Here is a 23,021-nt window from a genome sequence, read left to right as displayed (position 1 = left end):
CGGCGGCGCGCTCGCCGATGGCGCGGAAATTGGGTTTGGGCTCAGCATTGTCGAGCCCGACCTGGCCGGCGGTGCGAATGGCCTGGGCCCGCTCGGCGCTGGCGAGAAAGGCGGCGCGGCGCAGGCCGGCCCGGGGCGGATCGCGTTTTTCCGCGCCGGGATGACCCACCAGCACGACATCAAGGCCCCGCTGGCGCGCCTCCAGGGCCAGGGCTATGCCAAGGGCGCCGGCGCCGATGACGCAGAGATCGGGTTTTGAAATGTCTGCCATTACCGCCAACGGCCAGAATAGGTGGGTGGACTTTATGCGGCGATATCGCCCCGAAAACAACGGGTCAACAGAGGCGAGGAAGTCGCGATGCGCGCGTTGACTTGTGCCCTTGTTTTCCCTATAGACCCCACCAACCCGCACCGTGGGCGCCTGGCGCTCATGTGTGTCCGAAATTCTTGCCTCGAGCAGAACCAGATTAGAGGAACCGCGCCAGCCGCGGTTTGATGTCATGAAGCGTACCTACCAGCCGTCCCAGCTCGTGCGTGCCCGCCGCCACGGTTTCCGTGCCCGTATGGCCACCAAGGACGGTCGCGCGATCATCAACAAGCGCCGCCGCGACGGCCGCAAGAAGCTCACGGCCTAAGGCGCCATGGCCGGATGACGGCCAGCGAGCACAAGCCTGGCGCCCTGCGCCGGCTGACCAAGCGGAGCCAGTTTCAACGGGCCGCCCGGGGCAATCGCGCCGGGCGCTCTGCGTTTGGGCTGCAGGCCATCTCGGCAGCAGAGGCCGAACCCGGCATCGGCTTCACGGTTACCAAGAAAACCGGCAATTCCCCCGAGCGCAATCGCATAAAACGTCGCCTTCGCGCCGCTGTGACAGCATGCGCGCGTGACTTTGTCCCTCAGCATGACTATGTGCTGGTCGGACGACGGGAAGCCCTCAGCGAACCCTTTACCAAGCTGGTCGCCGATCTGGGCGCACTGATCGTGCGCGTGCACACTCCCCGATCGACCGACGAGCGAACTTCTTCCGGCCGCGGCCCACGGAAACCGAGATAATGGAAAACAATCGCAACATCATCCTGGCTATCGTGCTCAGCATGGTCGTGCTGTTCGGCTGGCAGTTCTTCGTGGCCGGTCCGCAGATGGAGCGGGCGCAGCAGCAGGCGCAGATCGCCGCCGAACAAGCCGCATCGGAAGCCGCGCTGGCTACGCCGGCTGCAACGACCGAAGCCGGCACGCCTGGCGCCGTCGCTGCCGATGGCACGGTGACCTATGCCGATCGCGCCGCCGCCATTGCCGCGACCAGCCGCGTCACCATCGATACCGAGGACCTGCACGGCTCGATCAACCTCACCGGCGCGCGTCTCGACGATCTCGAGCTCAAGCAATATCGCGAGACGGTCGATCCGACCTCGCCGATCATCACGCTGCTCACGCCGGCCGGCGCGCCAAATGCCTATTTCGCCGAGCAGGGCTGGGTTCCGGCCGCCGGCGCCAGCATTGCGGTACCCGATGGCAAGAGCGTGTGGTCAGTCGAAGGCGACGCCACCACGCTGACGGCGGCCACGCCGGTCACGCTGGTCTGGGATAATGGCGCAGGCCTGATCTTCCGCCGCACCTTCTCGGTCGACGAGCATTATCTCTTCACCGTCACCCAGTCGGTCGAAAATACCGGCGCGGGCGACGTGGCCCTGTTCCCCTATGCCCGCGTGGCGCGCCATGGCACGCCCAAAGTCGCGAACTTCTTCATCCAGCATGAAGGCCCCCATGGCGTCTTGGGCAGCAACAACCTGGTGTCCAAGAAATACAGCGACCTGCAGAAGGACCAGCAGGCGCGCTTTGACAACACCACCGGTTGGCTCGGCTTCTCGGACAAATACTGGGCGACCGCCGTGCTGCCCAAGGCCGGCACGGGCATCAATGCCCTGTTCTCGTGGAAGAATGCCGGCAGCTATGACGATTACCAGACCAGCTTCGTCGAAACGACGCCTGTCGTCGTCGCCCCCGGCGCCACGGCCACGCATGAGAGCTATCTGTTTGCCGGCGCCAAGGAAGAGGCGGTCATCACCGCCTACCAGACCGAATATGGCTTCGACCGGCTGGAGCTGCTGATCGACTGGGGCTGGCTGCACTTCATCACCAAGCCGATGTATTACCTGCTGACGTTCCTCAATGGCATCATCGGCAATTTCGGCCTCGCCGTGCTGGCGGTGACCGTCATCGTCAAGGCCATCTTCTTCCCGCTGGCCAACCGCTCCTATGCCTCGATGGCCGCCATGCGCCGCGTGCAGCCGGAGATGAAGGCGATCCAGGAGCGCCTCAAGGACGATCGCCCGGCCCAGCAGCAGGCGATGATGGAGCTCTACAAGAAAGAGAAGATCAATCCACTTTCCGGGTGCTGGCCGATCCTGATTCAGATCCCGGTCTTCTTCGCGCTCTATACCGTTATCTTCATCAGCCTCGACATGCGGCATGCGCCGTTCTTCGGCTGGATCCAGGATCTGGCAGCGCCCGATCCGACCAATATCTTCACCCTGTTTGGCCTGATCCCCTGGACCCCGACGGCACTGCCGGTCATCGGTAGCTTCCTGCATCTGGGCGTGTGGCCTGTCATCATGGGCATCACCATGTGGGTGCAGATGAAGCTCAACCCGCCGCCGCCGGACCCGACCCAGGCGATGATCTTCAACTGGATGCCGATCATTTTCACCTTCATGCTGGGCACCTTCCCGGCGGGCTTGGTGATCTACTGGGCGTGGAACAACACGCTGTCGGTGGCGCAGCAGTATTTCATCATGAAGCGCCACGGCGCCGAGGTGAACCTGTTCGGCAATATCCTGGACAGCTTCAAGCGCAAGCCAAAGCAGGCCGAGCCTACCAAGTCCTGATCGCCACGAACGATCAGCCATGTTATTGCCCGCCGGACCCTTCCGGCGGGCTTATTGTTTGAAGTGAGCAGCACCATGAGCGACATCGATTACGCCCCCGACATGATCGAAAAGGGCCGCCTGCTGTTCGCGCGGCCGTTCCTGTTCATCAAGGGCTGCGTGCGCATTGCCGACCTGCCGCCGATGGACAAGGTCGAGATCGCCTTTGCCGGCCGCTCCAATGTGGGCAAGTCGAGCCTGATCAATGCGCTGTGCGGCACATCGAGCCTGGCCCGCACCTCCAACACGCCCGGCCGCACGCAGGAGCTCAACATCTTCGAGAGCCAGAGCGAAAACCTGCGCATCGTTGACATGCCGGGCTATGGCTATGCCAAGGCGCCCGAGGACAAGGTGCGGCAATGGACCAAGCTGGTGCATCAATATCTGACGGGCCGCGCCACCCTGCGCCGGGTCTATGTGCTGGTCGACGGGCGCCATGGCCCCAAGGACAATGACCTGACGGTCATGAACGAGCTGGACCGCGCCGCGGTGAGCTACCAGGTGGTGCTGACCAAGGCCGACAAGCCCTCGGCTGGCGACCTCGCCAAAGTGATCGCCGCCACCCAGGCGGCCATCCTCAAGCGGCCGGCGGCGCATCCGCGCGTCATCCTCACCTCCTCGCTCAAGGGCGAGGGCCTGCGCGACCTTCGCGCGGAAGTAGCGATGCTGCTCGAGAGCTAGACGCGATCAGGCCGCGCGGCGCCGACCCGCAACCGGGCCGCGTTCATCGATGGTGAAGACCTCGACGATCCGGTCCAGCTCGGCCGCCTGAGCCTCGGTCTGCTCGATGGCGGCATTGGTTTCTTCCACCAGAGCGGCATTGTGCTGGGTGATTTCATCCATCTGGCGCACGGCCACGGCGACTTCCTCGATCGCGGAAGCCTGGCTCTGGCTGGCAGTAGCAATTTCCCCGATCAATGCGGCGCTCTGGGTCACCGAGCCGTTGAGCGCGACAATGCGCTGGGCGATATCGACGACGAGCTTGGCGCCATCAGCCACTTCGCCGGCCGAGATATCGATCAATTGCTTGATCTCGGCGGAGGCGCTGGCGGCAGACTGCGCCAGGCGCCGCACTTCCACCGCGACAACCGCAAAGCCCTTGCCAGCGTCACCAGCCCGGGCCGCCTCGACCGAGGCATTGAGGGCGAGGAGATTGGTCTGGAAGGCGATGTCGTCGATCAGCCCGATAATGTTGGAAATCCTGGACGAGGAACTGGAAATACGGGCCATGGCCTCGGTGGCGGTTTCCATGGCCTTGCCGCTTTCCACGGCAATCGCCGAGGCGGCGGAGACGGCCTGATTGGCCTCGCGGGCACGACCGGCATTGGCGCCGACCGTGAGCGAAAGCTGCTCGATGGTGGCCGAGGTCTGCTCCACTGTCGCGGCTTGGCGCGTGGTGCGTTCGCTGAGGTCATTGGCGCCGGCCAGGATTTCCCCGGTTGCGGTCCTGAGCGCGCGCGAGGTGACGCGCAGATCGGTCATGACGCTGGACAGCTTCTCGGCCACGGCGTTGGTATTGTCGCGCAGTTCGGCAAAGGCGCCGGTGAAGGCGCCGCTGACGCGGGCGGTAAGATCGGCGCGGGCCAGGGCTGAGAGGACGCGGCCGGTGCTGGTCAAGCCGAGATCGACGGCCTCGAGCAATGCATTGACCTCGGTTGCCAGTTGACGAAGCTCAGTCTGCTCGTAAGCCGCGTCGACGCGCCGGCTCAGATCACCTGCCATGACGGCCCGCAGCGTCGCCTGCAAATCGTCGGTCAGCCTGTCGGAGGCCCGGCGGCGCTGGCCGGCTTCGGTATCGCGCTGCTGTTCGCTCGCCTGCAGCGCCGCCTGTTCGACAAGCGCGGTGCGAAAGCCCTCCAGCGCGTCGAACATCACGGTCAATTCGTCGGCAACCTTCTGTGCCGGAATCTTGACCTCGGTCCTACCAGCGGCAAGTTCGCCGGTCAGGGCAACCAGGGTCTTGAGCCGGCCGGAAACCACGCGCTGGAAGAGGACGAACACGGCCAGGCAGCCCGCTGCCGCTGATGCGCCCGCCAGCACCAGCGGCACGATCACCGCCATGTTGTTCTGCTCGAACAACGGCATGATCGCCATGCCGCCGAAGACGACAACCAAGGCGCCGAACCCAAGAAATGCGGCGACGAGCTTCTGCGTGATGGAAAGTTGGCTGAAATTGAACATGACGGATGCCGACGCTGTATGGACTGCCGCCACCCTGCTCCGTCATAGTTAATAGGGGCTTTAGAAGGGCCGCTGGCGCCTGCGGCAAGATGGCAGGCTATCGCGTCGTGCAGGCCACCCAGCGGCGCAGAATCTCGGTCAGCGCCGCCGACTTGTCGGCCAGGTCGTCGGCATCGCTGAAGGTCACCACCCCACGGTCCGGCGCCGCCCAGGTGATCAGCTTGTCGGGGTCCTCGAATCGGAACAGATCGTCAGCCCCCGCCTTGGCCCCGCGATGCAGGATCAGTTGCAGGCGGTCCCCCGGATGCAGGCGCATGGTGATGCGGTCATCCTCGCCCTTGCCGAAGCTGGGAGCGTTCCACTTGATGCGCTCGGTCAGGCCGGGCACCGCATCGTGGATGAGCCGGCGCAGCGCCTGGATGGCAGGCTTGTGCCGATGCTCCAGCGCTTCAAGATAGGTATCGACCGCCCCGAGCTTTTCCGCCACCGCCATGTCAGCGCCCTCTGAAGAACTGCCCGATATAGCCCGCAACGTCGCCGCTATTGGACGGCTTGGCAACCGAGGCCAGCGCAGTTTCCACGACCGCGTCGGGGGCCTTGCCGCGCCGCATCTCGGCCAGGGCGATGGTGTAGTCGTCGGCGAATTCGGGGTGGGGCTGGAAACTCAACGCCGCGCCGTTGCGGTAGGATAGTCCGGCATTGGGCGTGAAGTCCGACGCCAGGATGACTTCCGCCTCGCGGGGCGGGGTGATCACCTGGTCCTGGTGCGAGCAGGCAACCGCAAGCATGCCGGGAGCATGCCGCATGAAATCCGGACGTTTGCTGACAGCATAGCTGTGCCGGCCGAGGCCCCAGCCCTTTTCCGATTTCCGCACATCCCCGCCCAGCGCGTCAGCCATGATCTGGTGGCCAAAACACACGCCCAGCATCGGCGTGCGCCGGCCATAGGCATCGCGTATGAAGGCGCGCAGCGGATCGAGCCACGGATGATCCTCATAGACCCCGGCCGCAGAGCCGGTGATGACGATGCCCTCAAGGGCGCCCGGATCGGGAAAGGGGGCGCCATCGGAGACCGGCACCATGTCGTAGCTGAAGCCCTGCCCGGTGCCATCGAACATGGTCTCGAACATTTTGCGATAGGGCCCGAAGCGGTCGCGCAGCGGCAGCGGGACTTCGCCGGTCTGGATGATGGTGAGCTTCATGGCAACACGGGGGATAGAACGTCACTGCATCCCATATACTCCACCGCCTGGTGATCCGGGAAGGCGGTGCACCGACCTCATGGTTCGACCCGGCAGATGCCCGGTCAGGCGGGCACGAATTTCAGCGACACGCCGTTGATGCAGTAGCGCAGGCCGGTGGGCGCTGGACCATCCTCGAACACATGACCCTGGTGGCCGCCGCAATTGCTGCAATGCACTTCGGTGCGGATCATGCCGAAGGCGTTGTCGACCGAGGTGCCGATGCCCCCCGGGATGAAGTCGTAGAAGCTCGGCCAGCCGGTGCCGCTGTCATACTTGGTCTCGGACGCAAACAGCTTCTGGTCGCAGCCGGCGCATACGAAGGTGCCGGCCCGCTTCTCGTCGTTGAGCGGGGAGGTGAACGGGCGCTCGGTGCCTTCGTGCCGCAGCACGTCGTAGGCGGCCGGATCGAGCCTGGCCTTCCATTCGGCATCGGTCAGCTTGAACGGAAAATCGCCTTCGGCCGCCTCGGTGACGCCCATGGGACGCAGCCAGGTGAAAGCTGCGAGGGCGGCGATGGCGGTGCCACCCAGCAGCAGGTTGCGACGATCTATGGTCATTGGTCTTCCCCTTGGAAGGACCCCGCGCCGGGAACCGCAGGAGGGGGATGCGGGCGGCGGCGCGGGGTCTGTTCGACGGCCATTGTAGGCTCTGGAGCCGGTCGCTGGCACGTCAAGTTGTGGTGAGAGGCCGCCGGTTGCGGCCTCCCTCGCAGTGCCATTCGGAGAGGCGCTGCATCTGGTTACAAATGCCGGCCCGAGGGCCGACTTTTGTTACATGGCCGACTTGGGGGTCAGCACGGCGTCGATGACGTGGATGACGCCGTTGGACTGGATCACGTCGGCAATGGTGACATTGGCGACAGTGCCGTTCTCGTCGGTGACGGTGACCTTGCCGTCAGCGGCCTTGAGGGTCAGCTTGCAGCCGCCCACGGTGTCGACCACATGCTCGCCGCCATCGGCTTCAACCATGCCGACGATGTCGGTGGAGAGGGCCTTGGCCGGGATGACGTGGCAGGCCAGGATGGTCGAGAGCGTTTCCTTGTTCTCGGGCTTGAGCAGGGTTTCGACGGTGCCTTCAGGCAGGGCGTCGAACGCGGCATTGACCGGAGCCAGCACGGTGAAGGGGCCTTCACCCGACAGGGTTTCGACGAGGCCGGCAGCCTGGACGGCGGCGACCAGGGTGGTGTGATCGGCCGAGTTCACGGCGTTTTCGACAATGTTCTTGTCGGCGAACATGGCAGCGCCGCCAACTTCGGGATTGTCCTGGGCAACAGCGCCGCCGATCGAGGCGACGGTCAGCATGGCAGCGACGGAGAGAGCGCGGAGAGAGAGATTCATTGTTGGATCCTTCCTGTGTTTCGTTCCCATTGTTCGGCTGGGACGTGGGAAGGTACGGGCGGCTTGGGCGGCAGGTTTCGCGCAGTTTCAGCCTATATTTCGCGTTTGATGTGAAACTTTGCGGCGTGAAATTTCGTAGGGCGCGGGACGTGCGGCGGACCATTGGCAGGCCCCCTCATCCGGCGCTGCGCGCCACCTCTCCCGCAAAGGGGAGAAGGGGTCCCGACTGCGGGTCCGGTGGCTCCGGGCGGATGAGGGGGTGTGCACCCAGACATTGGCAGTCGCCCTACGCGCACTTTTGTTGCACGCAGAAAGCCACCCTCCCCGCATGGGAGAGGGTGACACTGCAAAGCGACAAGTTCCTAGATGGGCGTGGCCGAGCCCACGGCGACGATCGGGCCCTGGGCGACGCCGGTGGGGGAGCCGCCGGTCTGTTCGAGCGTGACCGCGAGCACGGTGCCCGGACCGATGACGGCGGGATCGACGGTGATCTCTCGGCGCTCGTTGACGGGGACGACGCCCATGGACACCGCCGGCTGGTCGCCATTGATATACCAGAGCTCGAAATCCTTGTTCGGGATCGCGGCGCCCTTGAGCGAGGTGATGCGAACCTGGCCGGAGCCTTGGTCATAGAGGGCAACGAACTCGATGCCGCTGCCTTCGTGGGCCTGCAGGGCCGCTACCAGTTGCACCGCCATGGTGTCGGCGTCAAAGCGCGGCTGCATGAGGTTGAAGCCGACCGCAGCAACGGCCACGGCCACCGCGCCGGCGGCGATACCGCGCCAGACCATCAGGCTTTCCCACCAAGGCAGGGGGCCGCGAGCGCGAATCACGTCGCCAAAGGCGCGTGCCTCGATGGCCGCATAGAGATGGGCCGGAACCGGGGTTTCCTCATATTCGGCGTTGAGGGCGGCAAAGCGCGATATCCAGAAGTCGCGCTCGGCGCGCAGGTTCTGGTCGGCCTCGATCAGCCGGCCGATACGGTCATGCTCGCTGGCCGACAGCAGGCCAAGCACATATTCGGCCACCAGGGCGTTGCGCCCCTCATGGTCTCCGCCAATGTCATCGCTCGTGCTCATGCCGTCAGACAATCTTTCAGTTTGATGAGGCTCCGGCGTAGCCAGGTCCGCATCGTATTGAGGGGCACGGCGAAACGGGTCGCCAGCTCCTCGTAGCTATAGCCATCGAGGTAGGCGCCGCGCACCGCGTCGGCACGATCGGGATCGAGCGTGCCCAGGCAATGATCGATGCGACCCCTCTCCTCGTTATCCTCGGCGGCGCGTTCCGGGGTGGGACCGCTATCGGGGATTTCGAGCGCCACGTCGATATCGTCGGCAACCGGGCGACGGGCCCTCAGAATGTCGAGCGAGTGATTGCGCGCCACGGCGACGAGCCAACTGATCGGGCTGGTATTACCGGCCACATAGCGGTCGGCGCGCTGCCAGATCTTCACATAGACTTCCTGAATGGCCTCCTCGGCCTCCGAACGGTCCTTCAAGATACGCAGGGTGACGCCGAACAGTTTCGCGCTGGTGCGTTCGTAGAGCGTGCGAAACGCCACCCGGTCGCGCAGCGCGCAGCGGGCGATGAGATCGGCGATCTCCTGGGCCGGCGTTGTCGTGGTCATGAAACTGGTCTGCCTCCCAAGCGCGCCCGGCCGCCTTTGCCCCTGGCGATCTTCACCGCTCGATAACGCAACAGACCTCAATTTCGATCAATGCGCAAATGCGGCATAATCGTCTTTTCCTTTGGGCATTGATGCTCTAGACCCGATGCGGTCTTTTTTGTGCCGTTTTGCCAACAGATTGGGTCCGTCCATGACAGATCAGACTTCATCGACCGACCGGTTCAGCCATGATGCGGGGATTCTCGCGCAGGCGCTCCCCTATATGCAGCGCTACGAGGGCAAGACCGTCGTGGTGAAGTATGGCGGCCACGCCATGGGCGACCTCAAGCTCGGCCAGGCTTTTGCGCGCGATATCGCGCTACTCAAGCAGTCCAAGGTCAACCCAATCGTGGTGCATGGCGGCGGGCCGCAGATTGCCTCCATGCTCGCTAAGCTGGGCATCGAATCCAAGTTCGAGGGCGGGCTGCGGGTGACCGATGCACGGACGATGGAAATCGTCGAGATGGTGCTGGCTGGCTCGATCAACAAGGAAATCGTGGCGCTGATCAATGCCGAGGGTGAATGGGCCATTGGCCTCTGCGGCAAGGACGGCAACATGGTCTTTGCCAAGAAGGCCGTGAAGACCATGAAGGACCCGACCTCCAATATCGAGAAGGTGCTCGACCTTGGCTTTGTGGGCGAGCCCGACGAGGTCGACCGCACGCTGCTGGACCTCTTGGCCCGCTCGGAGATGATTCCGGTCATTGCCCCGGTCGCTCCGGGCCGCGACGGCAATACCTACAATATCAACGCCGATACCTTTGCCGGCGCCATTGCCGGCTCGCTGGGCGCCAAGCGCCTGCTGTTCCTGACCGACGTACCCGGCGTGCTCGACCGCGACGGCAAGCTCATCCCGGAACTCAGCGTTCGCGAGGCCAAGGAACTGATCGCCGATGGCACGATCTCCGGCGGCATGATTCCCAAGGTGGAAACGTGCCTGGAGGCGCTCGACAATGGCGTGGAGGGCGTGGTGATCCTCAACGGCAAGATGCCGCATGTGGTGCTGGTGGAGCTGTTCACCGAGTTTGGCGCCGGCACGCTGATCGTGCGGTAGACCTTCCTACCAGTCCGCTCTTTCGTCATCACCCGGCTTGTCCGGGTGGATTGCCCGGACAAGCCGGGCATTGACGACGACATAGCGATCCGGCGTTGCGGCCAACGCACGCATTGACGCTTTGCTAACCATGCGCCACAGCTCCGTCGATTTGACCGCGGTGTGGCGCATCTGCCCTAGCCCGGTCCGGACAAGTCGTGGCAAATTTTAGCCATCAGGTTGCGGGGGCTTTGTATGCGTGCGGAAATCAAGTTTGCAGCGGCGGCGGTGATCGCCGTAGTGGGTTCGACCGTGGCGGCGCAGGCCCAGTCGATGGTGGCGCCGGTCGTTACCAGCAACATGTACCAGCCCAGCTATTCGGCTTGGGACGGGTTCTATGTCGGTGCCCAGGGCAGCCTGATCGGCATGAAGAGCCATGAAATCGCGCCCGGCATCCTGGTGGGTGAACAACTGCTCGGCGACATCGGCGGCAGCGCCGGTGTGTTTGCCGGCTATCGCTACCAGCTCAGCGACTGGTTCGTGCTCGGCGTCGATGCCGAAGTGAACAACGTGGCGACACAGTTCGAATTCAACGGCGCGCAGAATTATGGTGCGCTCAAGTGGGATGCCGCGGTGCGCGCCACGCTGGGCTATCCGGTGGCGCCCAATGTGCTGGCCTATGGCACGGTCGGCTATTCATGGGGCCGCTTCGACTTCACTCCGAGCCGCGGTGGCGTTGCTGCCGCGTTCACGGCTGGTGGCTTCCAACTCGGCCTGGGCGTCGACATGATGATCACGCAGAACCTCATGGCACGTCTCAACGCCACCTGGACCCATTATGGCGTCAACAATGTGCCGGGCGGTGGCACCAGCGAGCCCAGCAACCAGGTGGTTCGCGCAGGCCTGGCCTGGAAGTTCTAGACGCCAGACTGCTCCTTGTCTTCGGGCCGCCCTCCGGGCGGCCCTTTTGTTTGCCCGCCCCCAGCGGTGAGCGCCTCGGTCAGGCCCCGCTGCAAGCCGATCATGTCCTCGAGGATGCGAACAAAGACCGTGAGCTCGGCCGGGCTATACTGTCCCAAGAGGGCAGCGCCGGCCACCTGGGGCGGACCATAGGCCTCCCTGGCCAGGGCGTGGGTGGCCTCGGCCGCCTCGACCATAACCTTGCGGCGATCATTGGCATCAGGGCGACGGCGCACGAAGCCACGTCCGGCGAGTCGGTCGATCAGGGCGGTGACGGCGGCGGGCGTCAGCCGCGTCTCGGCGGCGATGGCACTGGCGGTTTGCGGACCATGCATAAGCAAGCTCAGGCACAGCCGTTCGGAGGCGTTGAGCCGCCAGCGTGCGCCCACAGCTTCATCATAGCGCTGAGTGGCATCCTGCCAGCGCATGACCAGCCCACCCAGGCGCACAATCAGCTCGTCCTTGCTCAGACTTGACATTTTAGTTCGATCATCTAATTGTTAGATTATCTAATAATAAGGCGTTCGTACAATGTCGACTATCTCCCCTGCCCCCGCAAGCCCGCTCGCGTCATCATCCACCATTGCCGTATGCGGCGGCGGGATTGGTGGGCTGGCGACGGCCCTCGTGCTCAAGCAGGCCGGTTTCACGCCGGTCGTGTTCGAGCGCCATCTACCGCAGCAACTGCGCGACGAGGGCCTGTTCCTGACCTTGGCACCAAATGGCTGCAACGCCTTGCGCTCGCTCGGCCTGCTCGAACAGGTCAGCGCCGTGGGCCTGCCGACGCATGGCCTTGCCATCTTCAATGAGGCTGGCAGGCGGCTGGCTCTGGTCGACTATGCTGAGCAGGCGGACAGGTATGGCGCGGGTTCGATCACCCTGCGGCGCGGGGCGCTGGTCGGGGTATTACTCGATGCGGCCCTGGCGGCCGATATTACGGTCCATCATGGCGCGACGATCACCGATATCGGCCAGGACGCCCGTGGCGTGACGATCAGCGTCAATGGTGAGAAACACCACTTCGCCCTGGCGCTGGCCTGTGATGGGCTGCGCTCCATGGTTCGCAGGCTGGTGTTTCCCGATCTGCCGCAACCACTCTACACGGGTCTTGTCGGCACTGGCGGCTTCACCGACGCCCCCAGCGTGGCCGAAACGAAGGGGCTCATGAACATGGTGTTCGGCCAGCGCGGTTTCTTTGGCTATATCAAGCAGGCGGACGGACCGGTCCACTGGTTCAATTCCTACCCAGCGCCCGAGAGCGAAACCGGGCCGGTGGCCGACGGCGTTGCCTTCGCCCGCCGGCTGGAGCGCATGCATGCGGGCGACCCGCTCGACACCACTGCCATCCTTGCGGTCACGATGCGGGTTGACCGGCACTACCCCATTTACGACATGCCTGAATTGCCGCGCTGGTCGACGGGCCGCATCCTGCTGATGGGCGACGCGGCCCATGCAGTGGCGCCGCATTCGGGTCAGGGCGCGTCCCTTGCCATAGAGGACGGGATCGTCCTGGCGGCCTGCCTGAGCGCGACGCCTGACCATGCTGCCGCCTTTGCGCGCTTCGAGAGCCTGCGGCGCGATCGCGTGCAGAAGGCGATCCGCATCGGTCGCGCCGTAGGATCGCAAAAGCAGGCACAGTCCTGGCTGGCGTTGCGCCTGCGCGATCTCATGCTGCCACTATTCATGCCAATCGGGGTGCAAATGCAGGAGAGGCTCTATGCCTTTCGCGTGGATCGCGCCCCGCTGGAGCATCCGGTACAATGACGAAGGGCGCCATAGGGCGCCCTTCTTGTATCTAGACTTCGACCAAGACCGGCTGGGCCGGCATCCCCCGGCCGGGTCCCGCCTTGGGGGCCTTGAACAGGGGCGACAGCAGCAGCACCAGTGCGAAGCTGGCAACCACGTACCAAAGCGCCAGGCTCGAGGCGCCGGCAAAAGCGGCGTGGGGCGTACCACCCGTGGCGAAGCTGTTGCCGAGGTCGCTGAAGAAGATCTGGCCGATAATGGCCACGCCCAGCGCCCCACCCACCTGCTGGAAGGCCTGCAAGGCGCCCGAGCCAGCGCCAGCATCGCGTGGCGGCACATTGGCCAGCACCAGTTGGAATAGCGAGGAGAAGCCCAGGCCCAGGCCGATGCCGGCCAGCAGCAGCGGCACGAGGAAGGCCAACTGATCGATGCTGTCGGTGACGCCGGCAATGTAGAAATGCAGCCAGGCAATGCCGAAGGAGACAAGTGCCCCGGCCAAAGCCAGGCGGCCGCGCAGGTAGCGGGCACCGAAGCGGCCGGCAATGACCGAGGCGATCAATACACCCACCGAGAACGGCGTGTTGGTGAGGCCCGATTGGAGTGGGGTGAAATCGAAGCCGCCTTGCAGCAGCAGCGAGATCACCATGAACATGCCCGGAATGCCCGAGGAGAACACGGTGACGACAAAGGCGCCGAACATGAACTGCTGGTTGGTGATGAGGTCGAAATTGAGCAGTTGCGACTGGCCGGTCGCGGCGCGATTGCGGGTCCACAGCACGAAGGCGACCAGCAGCATGAGGCCAGCGGCCATCATGGTGAAGGCCCAGGCCGGCCAGCCATAGGCGCGGCCCTCGACGATGGGAAACACCACCGCCAGAATGCCCAGGCCGAAGAGCCCGATGCCGACATAGTCGTTGCGCAGGGCGGCGTGGCCGGGCAGGCGCGGAATGAAGAACCAGCCGGCGACCACGGCGGCAATGCCGATGGGAATGTTGACCAGGAAGATGGGCTGCCAATCCATGCCGAACAGATTGGCCGAGATCAGCACGCCGCCCAGCAGCGGGCCGCAGACGGCAGCAAGGCCGGCAGAGAGGCCGAACAGCGAGAAGGCCTGGCTGCGTTCATGCGGCGGGAAGGTGACGGTGGCGATGGCCATGACCTGCGGCGTCATGGCGGCGCCGGCCAGGCCCTGGATGACGCGAGCGATGATGAGGAATTCGATATTGGGCGCCAGCCCGCACAAAGCCGAGGCGGCGGTGAAGGCGGCGACGCCCCAGAGGAACAGCGTCGTGCGGCCCAGGATATCGCCGAGGCGACCGAAGGGCAGAAGGCCGAGGGCGAAGGCCAGGATATAGGCGGCAATTACCCATTCGATCTGGCTGTCAGTGGCGCCCAGTCCCTCGCGCATCGAGGGCAGCGCGACGTTGACGATGGTCACGTCGATCAGGTTCATGAAATTGGCGATGAGCAGGATGAACAGCGCCAGCCAGCGGCGTGGATCGGGCGGGGCTTCGGCCCCCGTAGTGTTGGCGTGAGCGGACATTTGAAGTTCCTCGAAGCAGTTATCTGGGGGTAAAGGCCCGCTCAAGCTCGGCCAGGAATTGGTCGAGCAGAGCGGGGGACATGTCGGACCGGCGCCAGCAGTCGGAGACTGCGCCGGTGACGATGAGGGCGGCTGCGTCCGGATCCACGTCGGAGCGGAAGGAGCCATCGGCAATGCCGAGCCGGAATACGTCGGCAATCTGGTTTTTCCAGAACTCGCGCATGGGGATCATGATTTCGGCCACGGCCGGGTCGCGACGGGCCCGCGCGATAAGCTCGGTCAGCACGACGACGAGTTCGGGCATTTCGAGCACGGTCTCGCGGAAGTCATCAAATTCGAGATGAAGCCGCTCGAGTCCGTTCTTGCCGGTGCGAGGGTGGCGCATGGCCTGCGCCTTGAAATCGTGACGGAGGCTCTCGGCGACCAGGGCAACTAGCGCCTCTTTGGTGGGCACATGATAGTGCAGGGTCGCGATATTGATGCCGACGCTGGCGGCGATGTCGCGCGTCCGCAGGCCCTCGAGGCCTCTTTCGAAGATGATCCGGCGGGCCGCCAAGGCAATGGCGACGCGACGGTCGTCGCCGGACTCGCGTTTGCTGCAGGATGAATCGGCGGTCATGAACAGGGCCTTCCGAGCGATATGCGGCTTGTCTTAGCCAAATACAGGTCGTCAATCAATCATTTGATTGAGACTAAATCAGCCTTGCGTCGGATGCGGGTCTCCCCTCCGATCAGGCTGGTCATTGCGCGGCCCGCGATCTAGGTTATCGACATGGCAAAGAGCTTTCGCGTGGTCGACCTTCGGCAGGATGCCCTGCTCACCGATACCGACGTCATCGTCGAGGGTGCCCAGTCGCCGGAAGCCGCGGTGCGGGATGTTCTGGGCATCCAGGTCGTGCGCAGCGGCGCCAAGCGGGACCTGGTAGCCAAGGTCTATTGGCAGCCCCTCGGCCAGCCGCTGACCATGGTCCGCCTCTACGCCAAGAATGAGGAGGAGTAGGCGTCCGACAGCCGCCTCATTCCATATCCGGCACGTCGCCGTGCTGGAACAGGACGACCGGATCGCCGAACTCGCCGTTGACCAGATCCGCCGAGCGCGACCAACTGATAACGCCAGCATAGTTGCCCTGCGCGGCCATGCGACGGCCGTCCATCTTCGCCTTGTCGGCGGACGGCATTTCCCGCGGTTCGAAGGCGGGCCGCAATTCGCCCTCCTCGTCGCGAACGAAGGCCGTGAGCACCACCAGCGTCTTGAGCTTCGCCTCTGGCGCCTCGCCATCTGATTGCTGCTGCTTGCGCATGGTCATGCTCCGAGGGACTCGCTTGCGTGGATTATAGAACAAACAGGGAACTTCTGGCAATGGAGCAACTTGCGCAGGTTCTTCCGGCGGGGGATTCGGCGGTTGCGCTTGCGATACAGCGTATTTGGACCGGACCCGCGAAATCCCGGCATGGTGGCGAGGCGTTGGCCTTGCAGCGCCACTGCGCGCCTGCCAGTTGACAAATTGTCCGCCGCGGCGTCCCTCCCGGCTCAACACCGGAGTGCCCGCCATGCAGGATTATGTCCGCCGCATTCTCACCTCGTCGGTCTATGAAGTGGCCGAGCAGACGCCGCTTGAAGCCATGCACCTGCTGTCGGCGCGGCTGGGCGCCGAAGTGCTGCTCAAGCGCGAAGACATGCAGCCGGTATTCTCGTTCAAGATTCGCGGGGCGCACAATCGCATCGCGCAATTGACGGCCGAGGAGCGGGCCCGGGGGGTCATCTGCGCCTCGGCCGGCAATCACGCGCAGGGCGTGGCACTTTCGGCAACGCGGCTGGGCATCCGTGCTGTCGTGGTGATGCCGACAACCACGCCGGTCATCAAGGTGGGCGCCGTGCGCCGGCTGGGCGGCGAGGTGGTGCTGTTCGGCGATGGCTTCGATGCGGCTCGCGCCCATGCGGCGGAGCTGGCCGAAAAGCATGGCTATGTGGTGGTGCATCCGTTCGACGACCCCGATGTCATTGCCGGCCAAGGCACGATCGGCTTGGAGCTGTTGCGCCAGCATCCGGGCCCGATCGGCGCCATCTACGTGCCGGTGGGCGGCGGGGGGCTGGCAGCGGGCATTGCCGCGTTCGTCAAGTTCCTGCGCCCCGAGATCAGGGTGATCGGCGTCGAGCCGGAGGAGGCGGCCAGCATGAAGGCGGCTATAGCGGCCGGCCGTCCGGTGGCGCTCGACCAGGTGGGGCTGTTTGCCGATGGCGTCGCGGTGCGCCAAGTGGGCGTCGAGACCTTCCGCATCTGCCGCGAGTTGCTCGACGATATCGTCACGGTCACGGCCGACGAGATCTGCGCCGCCATCAAGGACATTTTCGATGACATGCGCGCCATTGCCGAGCCGGCCGGCGCGCTGGCGCTGGCGGGGCTACGACGGCAGGTGGAACGGGGCGAGGCGCCGGCGGGAGCGCTGATCGCCATCAACTCCGGCGCCAATGTCAATTTCGACCGGCTGCGCTATGTGGCCGAGCGGGCCGAGATCGGCGAGCGGGCCGAGGCGCTGTTCAGCGTCGAAATCCCCGAGCGGCGGGGCAGCTATCGTGCCTTCATCCGGCTGCTCGGGCAGCGCTCGATCACCGAATTCAACTATCGCTTTGCCCATGGCAGCACGGCCAAGATCTTTGTCGGCATCAAGCTGGCGCGCGGCGATGCCGAAAAGCAGGAAATCATCGCCCTGCTCGACGGACACGGCCTCAAGGTGACAGACCTGACAGACAATGAGGTGGCCAAGCTGCATGTCCGCCACATGGTGGGCGGGCGGGTCAGCGACCTCCGGGACGAAGTGGTCTATCGCTTCCAGTTTCCCGAACGTCCGGGGGCGCTGCTCAAGTTCCTCGAAGGCCTCAATGACGAGTGGAACATCTCGCTGTTCCACTACCGCAATCATGGCGCCGATTACGGGCGCGTACTGGTCGGCGTGCAGGTGCCCCGGGCGACGCGGGACGACTTCATCGCCCATATCGATGCGATCGGCTTTCCCTATTGGGACGAGACTGACAACCCCGCCTATCGGCAGTTTCTCGAACATGAGCGTGGGTGAACGAGGCGTTCATCTGCGATACATTGTTATGTCGCAATAAACCGACAATAGAAATCTTGAGCCGCCGCCGCTGCGGATTCTATTGCAATTTACCGAACAAGGGGCCATCTGCGGGGGAGATGGGCCCTACTCTACTGTTCAGCGCCTGCCCCGACAAATCAAAGCAAACAAACCGCCGGAGAGAACGATGAGGATTACCAAGACCGCCGCCACCCTGCTGCTGGGTGGCGTGGCCACCGCCATGCTGATGGGCCCCGCCATGGCGCTGGACGCGCAGGCTTTCGTCGACCGCGTCGCCGAGGTCTACAAGACCGTCGGCTACGAGTTCAAGTTCGGTGCAGCGACGCTGGATGGCGACACCATCACCGTCGATGGCGGCACGGTCAGCATGGCCCCCTCAACCGGCGCGACCATGGAATCGATGACCTTCGATACCGAAGTCACCTTCTCTGGCGTCGTCGAGAATGCCGATGGCAGCTACACGGCCGAGTCGGTCACCATCCCCGATGTCGACACCGATTTTGCCGAAGAGCCGACCGGTCACCTGACCCTGAGCGATATTCGCGTCGATGGTTTCTACCTGCCAGCGGGCAATCCGGTGCCGTCCACCGGCATCCTGCAGCTGTTCGAATCGTTCAGCACCGGCCCGCTGTCGATCACCCGCGAAGGTGAGGAAGTCATTTCCTTTGAATCGATGACTTCGGAATCGACCTTCAATCCCTCCTTTGCCACGACCGAACTGGCGGACCTGGCCTCGACCTTCTCGATCAACGGCATTGCCATCGACCTGGCGACCGTTGGCGAGGAAGACCCCTCGGCCGGTGCCATTATCGAAGCGCTGGGCCTGACCTCCATTGCCGGCGACGTGTCCATGGACATGGCCTGGTCGATGGCCGACGGCCACATGAGCGTCAACGAATTCTCGTTCGACTTTGCCGATGTCGGCGCGATCGACATCACGGCCGAGATTACCGGCTTCACGCCCGCAGTGCTCGACCAGATGTATGCCATGCAGGCCTCGATGGGCGGCAGCACCCCGACCGAAGAGCAGGCGCAGGCCCAGATGATGCAGGGCATGGCGCTGATGCAGGGCGTGTCGATCATTTCCGCCTCGGTGCGCTATGACGACGCGTCGCTGGCCGGCAAGCTGCTCGACTTCTTCGCCGCCCAGTCCGGCGCCGACCGCGCCACGTTCGTGGAAGGCCTCAAGGCCATGCTGCCGATGATGCTGGCCGAGTCCGGCATTCCCGCGCTCAACGACATCGTCGTGCCGCCGGTCTCGGCCTTCCTCGACGATCCCAAGAGCCTCGAAGTCAAGGTGGCACCCCCGTCGCCGACCTCGCTGCTGGTGTTGATGGCCGCTGCCGCCAACCCGGCGGGCCTGATCACCGCGCTGGGCCTCGCCGTCGAAGCCAATACCGCGGCTGAATAGTCAGATCGTTCAATACTTTGGGGGCGGCGCCAGCAATGGCGCCGCCCTTACCTTTCGGGGAAACTCCCACTTGCAAGCGGAGACACTCCCGGCGATGAAAGGCGGTCGCCTCGGGAGCCCTGCATGAGAAGATCGATTTGTCGCGCCACGCTACTGGTCACTTTGGTAGTGGCCGCGCCCGGTCAGGTCTGGGCAATCGACATTGACCTCGATGACTTTGTCAGCCGCTTCAATTCCCCTTCTGGCCTGAATCTGGGCCCCACTAGCGTCGTCGGCGAGAAGGTGCTCGTGGACGGAATGACATATCATCTGGGTGACTCCGTGATCGTTTTGGACGGCCAGTTCACATTCATGGGCATAGTCGCCCAACCAGATGGCGGCTATCTGATCGACGCCATCACCGCACCAGACGTCGTCGTCCGCGACCCCGCAACCCACGAAGCAAACCTGTCACTTAAGGATCTTGCTCTTAGCGGCTATGCCGTGGCGGGCAAGCCTGGCTGGCCGACTTCGATCACGCCTATGGCCTTTAGCACCGGAGCCGTTTTCACGGACTGGCTCGGCGTGCCGCTCACCGTACGCGGCATTTCCATGAGCCTTGACCCGATCTTCACCGGCGACGACGTTTCGGGACTGACGGCGGAATGGGCCGCCGATGCCATCGTCCTCGACCTCACAACGGAGGCTGGTGTCCAGACCATTGCCGGTCAGGTCCTGGCAGACATGGACGTCGATATTCTAACGATGGACGTCGGGCAGTCGTTTGTCTGGAGCGACGATGGTCGTGTTGCGCTGTCAGCTAGATTCGCAATGCGAGACCTTGGAGCGATTCAATTCATTCAGCACTTCGACGGCATGACCCGCAACAAGGTTCGCGAGCTCATGGCGAGTTTGGCGACGGCTTCCGAACAGAGTGGTGCGATAGATATGGCCTTCCTAGCCATGGCGGTTGGCATGACCATCAAGGACAGCGCGGTCCGCTATGACGACAACTCACTCCTTCCCAAGATCATCGACTACATGGCCCTAAACCTAGGCGGCCGTGAGCGGGCCGTGGCGGAAATCGAAGGTTACCTTATGGCCGTCGTGGATCAACGGGGGATTGCCGAGTTGTCTTCGCTCGTGCGCCCGGCTTTGCATGAATTCCTTGAGCAACCATCCAGCCTGGAAATGCGGTTTGCACCAGAAGCGCCTGTGTCGCTGATCGCCTTTTCGGTGGCCTCGAACATGAACCCTGCTGGCCTGATATCCCTGCTCGGTCTGACCGTTGCGGCCAACGAGCCACCCCGACCTGACGCTCCCTAACGCTTGACGTGAATCGTTCAGGATTCTGCGCTATATTGTCTCGACCATGAACGACATGACGTCCCCTCCGCCACGCTCTCTCAGCCACATTACCGATTGGGTGTTCGACCTCGACAACACCCTCTATCCGCGTAGTTGCAACCTGTTTGCCCAGATCGACACACGCATCACCAGCTATGTGATGGACGTGACCAAGCTCGATTTCGAGGCGGCGCGGGACCTGCAGAAGAGCTATTACCGGGACTATGGCACGACGCTGAACGGGCTGATGCTGCGGCACGAGATCGATCCCGACCATTTTCTCAACACCGTGCACGCGATCGATTACTCGCCCGTGGATGCCCATCCCGAGCTGGTCGAGGCCATCCGCGCGCTGCCGGGCCGCAAGTTCATTCTCACCAATGGCGATACCGGCCACGCCCGCTCGGTGCTGCGACGGCTGGGCTGTGACGACATTTTCGAGCATGTGCACGACATCCGCGCCATGACCTACCTGCCCAAGCCGCACAAGGCAGCCTATGACGGATTCTTTGCCCTGCATGGCATCGATCCCAGCACGGCGGTGATGTTCGACGACCTCGAGAAGAACCTGGTCGTGCCGCATGACGTGGGCATGACGACAGTCCAAGTGGTGGCGGGCGAAGACTATGCGCACGAGCAGGTGGAGGCGTGGGAGTTGACCCGCGCCGCCGGGCCGCATGTGCATCATATCACCGACGATCTGGCCAGGTTCCTGCGCGAACGGCCCTAGGGGGCCACGCCTTTTCCAAACACCGGGTCATTCCCACTCATGCGGGAACGACGTTGTTGAGGGCGATGGCGAGCGCGCGTGCTACATCTACATATTGTTCAGGTGCAGGATATTGCCGTCGGGATCCTTCAGCCAGGCGGCCTTGAAGTCGCCGCTCGAATGGATGCCGCCTGAATAGTCCAGGCCCATGTCCGGATAGTGCTCGAACTTGACGCCCTTACCCAGCAGCGCCAAGACGATCGCGTCGATGTCTTCGCCCACACCCCAGACGACGGCGTTTGCCTTGTTGGTGCCGGCATAGTCGGAGACGTAGACGACCAGTTGCGTTTTGCCGGTTTTGAGGACCAGCATGTTCTCATCGTCCTGATCAGGCTCAAGGCCCAGCGTATCGACGTAGAACGCGCGCGCAGCGACGATATCCCTGACCGCAACGATGGCCGATGAGTCCTTGTCAGCAAGCATTGTCCTGTCCTTCCGGTTTGCCATGGAACGCCAACGCGTCCGTCATAGTTCAATGACGTCCGACCCACGGCTTTACAGACAGCACGCCATTCAGTATTAGCGTTACTACATCGGTGATTGCCGATGAATCGCAGGGCGGCCCGGAGCCGCGAAGTCAGCAGGAACAGTGTCATGGAATATCGTCGCTTGGGCAAATCTGGCCTCAAGGTCAGCGAACTGTCGCTCGGGAGCTGGGTCACCTTCAGCAAGCAGGTGGACGAAAAGGAAGCGCTGGCGCTGATGGGCCTGGCCTATGACGAGGGTGTCAACTTCTTCGACAATGCCGAAGGCTACGAGGCCGGCGAATCGGAAGCGCTCATGGGCGCGGCGCTGAGCAAGCTCGGCTGGAGCCGCGACAGTTACGCGGTATCGTCCAAGGTGTTCTGGGGCGGCAGCAAGCCGACGCAGAAGGGATTGAGCCGCAAGCATGTGACCGAGGCGGCCCATGCGGCGCTCAAGCGCCTGCGGGTCGACTATCTCGACCTTTATTTCTGCCACCGGCCGGACATCGATACCCCGATCGAGGAAACGGTCTGGGCGATGCATAACCTCATCACCCAGGGCAAGGTGCTCTATTGGGGCACGTCCGAGTGGACCGCTCAGCAGCTGACCGAGGCCTGGGCCGTGGCCCGCGCCAACAATCTCATCGGCCCGCAGATGGAACAGCCGCAATACAATCTCTTCGTCCGCGAGAAGGTCGAGCACGACTATCTGCCGCTCTATGACCGGATGGGCCTGGGCACCACCATCTGGTCGCCGCTGGCGTCGGGCGCGCTGACCGGCAAGTACAATGACGGCATTCCCGCCGACAGCCGCATGAACCTGCCGGGCTATGAGTGGCTCAAGAAGGAATGGACCAGCGAGGAAGGCAAGGCCAAGCTCGAGACGATCCGCAAGCTGGCCATCCTGGCCAAGGAGATCGGCCTGCCGGTGCATCACCTGGCCCTGCTCTGGTGCCTCAATAACCCCCACGTGTCGACGGTGATCCTGGGCGCATCGAAAAAGTCGCAGCTCGAAGACAACCTCTCGGCGCTCAAGTCCAAGGCCAAGCTGACGCCTGACGTGATCGAGCAGATCGAAGCCATCATGGGCAACAAGCCCAAGGCCTTCGAGCGGTACTGAGCCAGCCGCACTATCGGCGACCTCCCTCCCCCTGGTGGGGAGGGTGGCCCCGAAGGGGTCGGGTGGGGGTATCTCTCCCCGACTTCAGTGCATGTGGCCACCCCCATTCCCTCCCCACAAGGGGGAGGGAGGCACAGACAGGACGACTGGTGCTCCACCAGAATCTATTTCCCCTGGCCTGTCGCCCCGTTATCATCCTCGCA

Annotated in this window: 25 protein-coding genes and 1 pseudogene; 13 read left to right on the top strand and 13 right to left on the bottom strand. The window is 63.7% G+C overall.

All coding sequences use genetic code 11. The annotated features are described in order from the left end of the window. Positions 1–271, bottom strand: a pseudogene (locus IH615_RS16910) (hypothetical protein); the annotation flags it as partial. A gap of 229 nt (positions 272–500) precedes the next feature. On the opposite strand from IH615_RS16910, the gene rpmH reads away from it, so the two are divergent. The 4 genes from rpmH (at position 501) to yihA (ending at position 3,603) form a co-directional block, all read left to right on the top strand. Continuing rightward, positions 501–635, top strand: a complete 135-nt coding sequence (rpmH, locus tag IH615_RS16905) for a 50S ribosomal protein L34 (protein WP_046136922.1) — start codon at positions 501–503, stop codon at positions 633–635. 14 nt (positions 636–649) lie between these two features. Further along, positions 650–1,051, top strand: coding sequence for a ribonuclease P protein component (rnpA, locus tag IH615_RS16900; RefSeq protein WP_291363643.1), 402 nt, complete (start codon positions 650–652; stop codon positions 1,049–1,051). After that, positions 1,051–2,883, top strand: coding sequence for a membrane protein insertase YidC (yidC, locus tag IH615_RS16895; RefSeq protein ID WP_291363642.1), 1,833 nt, complete (start codon positions 1,051–1,053; stop codon positions 2,881–2,883). The genes rnpA and yidC overlap by 1 nt, the downstream gene beginning before the upstream one ends. 75 nt (positions 2,884–2,958) lie before the next feature. After that, entirely contained in the window at positions 2,959–3,603 is a 645-nt protein-coding gene (gene yihA, locus IH615_RS16890) for a ribosome biogenesis GTP-binding protein YihA/YsxC (protein WP_291363641.1), read from the top strand. 6 nt (positions 3,604–3,609) lie between these two features. Here the strand turns inward: yihA and IH615_RS16885 are convergent, their stop codons facing one another. The 7 genes from IH615_RS16885 to IH615_RS16855 form a co-directional block, all read right to left on the bottom strand. Beyond that, positions 3,610–5,103, bottom strand: a complete 1,494-nt coding sequence (locus IH615_RS16885; RefSeq protein WP_291363639.1) for a methyl-accepting chemotaxis protein — start codon at positions 5,101–5,103, stop codon at positions 3,610–3,612. Between the two features lie 97 nt (positions 5,104–5,200). Beyond that, positions 5,201–5,596, bottom strand: a complete 396-nt coding sequence (locus IH615_RS16880; RefSeq protein WP_291363637.1) for a DUF1801 domain-containing protein — start codon at positions 5,594–5,596, stop codon at positions 5,201–5,203. Position 5,597: 1 nt separating this feature from the next. Next, positions 5,598–6,305, bottom strand: a complete 708-nt coding sequence (locus tag IH615_RS16875) for a gamma-glutamyl-gamma-aminobutyrate hydrolase family protein (RefSeq protein WP_291363635.1) — start codon at positions 6,303–6,305, stop codon at positions 5,598–5,600. 104 nt (positions 6,306–6,409) lie between these two features. Beyond that, a complete protein-coding gene (msrB, locus tag IH615_RS16870) occupies positions 6,410–6,904 on the bottom strand; it encodes a peptide-methionine (R)-S-oxide reductase MsrB (RefSeq protein WP_291363633.1) in 495 nt (164 codons plus the stop codon). A gap of 213 nt (positions 6,905–7,117) precedes the next feature. Continuing rightward, complete coding sequence (locus IH615_RS16865; protein ID WP_291363631.1) at positions 7,118–7,684, bottom strand: fasciclin domain-containing protein; 567 nt, start codon at positions 7,682–7,684, stop codon at positions 7,118–7,120. Positions 7,685–8,046: 362 nt separating this feature from the next. Next, positions 8,047–8,763: an anti-sigma factor gene (locus IH615_RS16860; RefSeq protein WP_291363629.1), complete on the bottom strand. Its 717-nt coding sequence runs from the start codon at positions 8,761–8,763 to the stop codon at positions 8,047–8,049. Beyond that, positions 8,760–9,311 carry a sigma-70 family RNA polymerase sigma factor gene (locus IH615_RS16855; protein ID WP_291363627.1) on the bottom strand — a complete coding sequence of 184 codons (552 nt, stop codon included), beginning with the start codon at positions 9,309–9,311 and terminating at the stop codon, positions 8,760–8,762. The genes IH615_RS16860 and IH615_RS16855 overlap by 4 nt, the downstream gene beginning before the upstream one ends. A 190-nt stretch (positions 9,312–9,501) precedes the next feature. On the opposite strand from IH615_RS16855, the gene argB reads away from it, so the two are divergent. Together argB and IH615_RS16845 are read left to right on the top strand one after the other, a co-directional pair. Further along, a complete protein-coding gene (gene argB / locus IH615_RS16850; protein ID WP_291363625.1) occupies positions 9,502–10,404 on the top strand; it encodes an acetylglutamate kinase in 903 nt (300 codons plus the stop codon). 234 nt (positions 10,405–10,638) lie between these two features. Then, the gene (locus IH615_RS16845; protein ID WP_291363623.1) at positions 10,639–11,304 is read left to right on the top strand and encodes an outer membrane beta-barrel protein; all 666 of its coding nucleotides are present in this window, start codon (positions 10,639–10,641) and stop codon (positions 11,302–11,304) included. Here IH615_RS16845 and IH615_RS16840 read toward each other — a convergent pair. Continuing rightward, positions 11,301–11,822 carry a MarR family transcriptional regulator gene (locus IH615_RS16840; protein ID WP_291363621.1) on the bottom strand — a complete coding sequence of 174 codons (522 nt, stop codon included), beginning with the start codon at positions 11,820–11,822 and terminating at the stop codon, positions 11,301–11,303. The genes IH615_RS16845 and IH615_RS16840 overlap by 4 nt on opposite strands. Positions 11,823–11,874: 52 nt before the next feature. Here IH615_RS16840 and IH615_RS16835 point away from each other — a divergent pair, with 52 nt between their 5' ends. Beyond that, entirely contained in the window at positions 11,875–13,107 is a 1,233-nt protein-coding gene (locus IH615_RS16835) for an NAD(P)/FAD-dependent oxidoreductase (protein ID WP_291363619.1), read from the top strand. 31 nt (positions 13,108–13,138) lie between these two features. On the opposite strand, the gene IH615_RS16830 is transcribed toward IH615_RS16835, so the two are convergent. Both IH615_RS16830 and IH615_RS16825 read right to left on the bottom strand, forming a co-directional pair. Beyond that, complete coding sequence (locus tag IH615_RS16830) at positions 13,139–14,632, bottom strand: DHA2 family efflux MFS transporter permease subunit (RefSeq protein WP_291363617.1); 1,494 nt, start codon at positions 14,630–14,632, stop codon at positions 13,139–13,141. A 19-nt stretch (positions 14,633–14,651) separates the two neighbouring features. Beyond that, entirely contained in the window at positions 14,652–15,251 is a 600-nt protein-coding gene (locus IH615_RS16825) for a TetR/AcrR family transcriptional regulator (RefSeq protein WP_291363615.1), read from the bottom strand. A 153-nt stretch (positions 15,252–15,404) separates the two neighbouring features. Between IH615_RS16825 and IH615_RS16820 the strand changes: the two genes are divergently transcribed. Beyond that, entirely contained in the window at positions 15,405–15,632 is a 228-nt protein-coding gene (locus IH615_RS16820; RefSeq protein ID WP_291363613.1) for a hypothetical protein, read from the top strand. Positions 15,633–15,648: 16 nt separating this feature from the next. On the opposite strand, the gene IH615_RS16815 is transcribed toward IH615_RS16820, so the two are convergent. Then, complete coding sequence (locus IH615_RS16815) at positions 15,649–15,933, bottom strand: hypothetical protein (RefSeq protein WP_291363611.1); 285 nt, start codon at positions 15,931–15,933, stop codon at positions 15,649–15,651. Positions 15,934–16,174: 241 nt separating this feature from the next. On the opposite strand from IH615_RS16815, the gene ilvA reads away from it, so the two are divergent. From ilvA to IH615_RS16795, 4 genes are all read left to right on the top strand, one after another. Beyond that, on the top strand, positions 16,175–17,707 hold the full coding sequence (ilvA, locus tag IH615_RS16810; RefSeq protein WP_291363609.1) for a threonine ammonia-lyase, biosynthetic: 1,533 nt from the start codon (positions 16,175–16,177) through the stop codon (positions 17,705–17,707). A 187-nt stretch (positions 17,708–17,894) separates the two neighbouring features. Then, positions 17,895–19,139, top strand: a complete 1,245-nt coding sequence (locus IH615_RS16805; protein WP_291363607.1) for a hypothetical protein — start codon at positions 17,895–17,897, stop codon at positions 19,137–19,139. A 123-nt stretch (positions 19,140–19,262) separates the two neighbouring features. Further along, positions 19,263–20,444, top strand: coding sequence for a hypothetical protein (locus IH615_RS16800; RefSeq protein WP_291363605.1), 1,182 nt, complete (start codon positions 19,263–19,265; stop codon positions 20,442–20,444). Positions 20,445–20,490: 46 nt separating this feature from the next. Continuing rightward, complete coding sequence (locus tag IH615_RS16795) at positions 20,491–21,195, top strand: pyrimidine 5'-nucleotidase (protein WP_366485254.1); 705 nt, start codon at positions 20,491–20,493, stop codon at positions 21,193–21,195. 87 nt (positions 21,196–21,282) lie between these two features. Here IH615_RS16795 and IH615_RS16790 read toward each other — a convergent pair whose 3' ends face one another. Beyond that, positions 21,283–21,657, bottom strand: coding sequence for a VOC family protein (locus IH615_RS16790; protein ID WP_291363603.1), 375 nt, complete (start codon positions 21,655–21,657; stop codon positions 21,283–21,285). 171 nt (positions 21,658–21,828) lie between these two features. Between IH615_RS16790 and IH615_RS16785 the strand changes: the two genes are divergently transcribed. Then, entirely contained in the window at positions 21,829–22,818 is a 990-nt protein-coding gene (locus IH615_RS16785) for an aldo/keto reductase (protein ID WP_291363602.1), read from the top strand. Positions 22,819–23,021: the final 203 nt, after the last annotated feature.

Origin of the sequence: Devosia sp. (assembly GCF_014860165.1) — a bacterium.
Lineage (GTDB): Bacteria > Pseudomonadota > Alphaproteobacteria > Rhizobiales > Devosiaceae > Devosia.
Note: the sequence above shows the minus strand (reverse complement) of the source record. Positions and strands in the feature narration are given on the sequence as shown.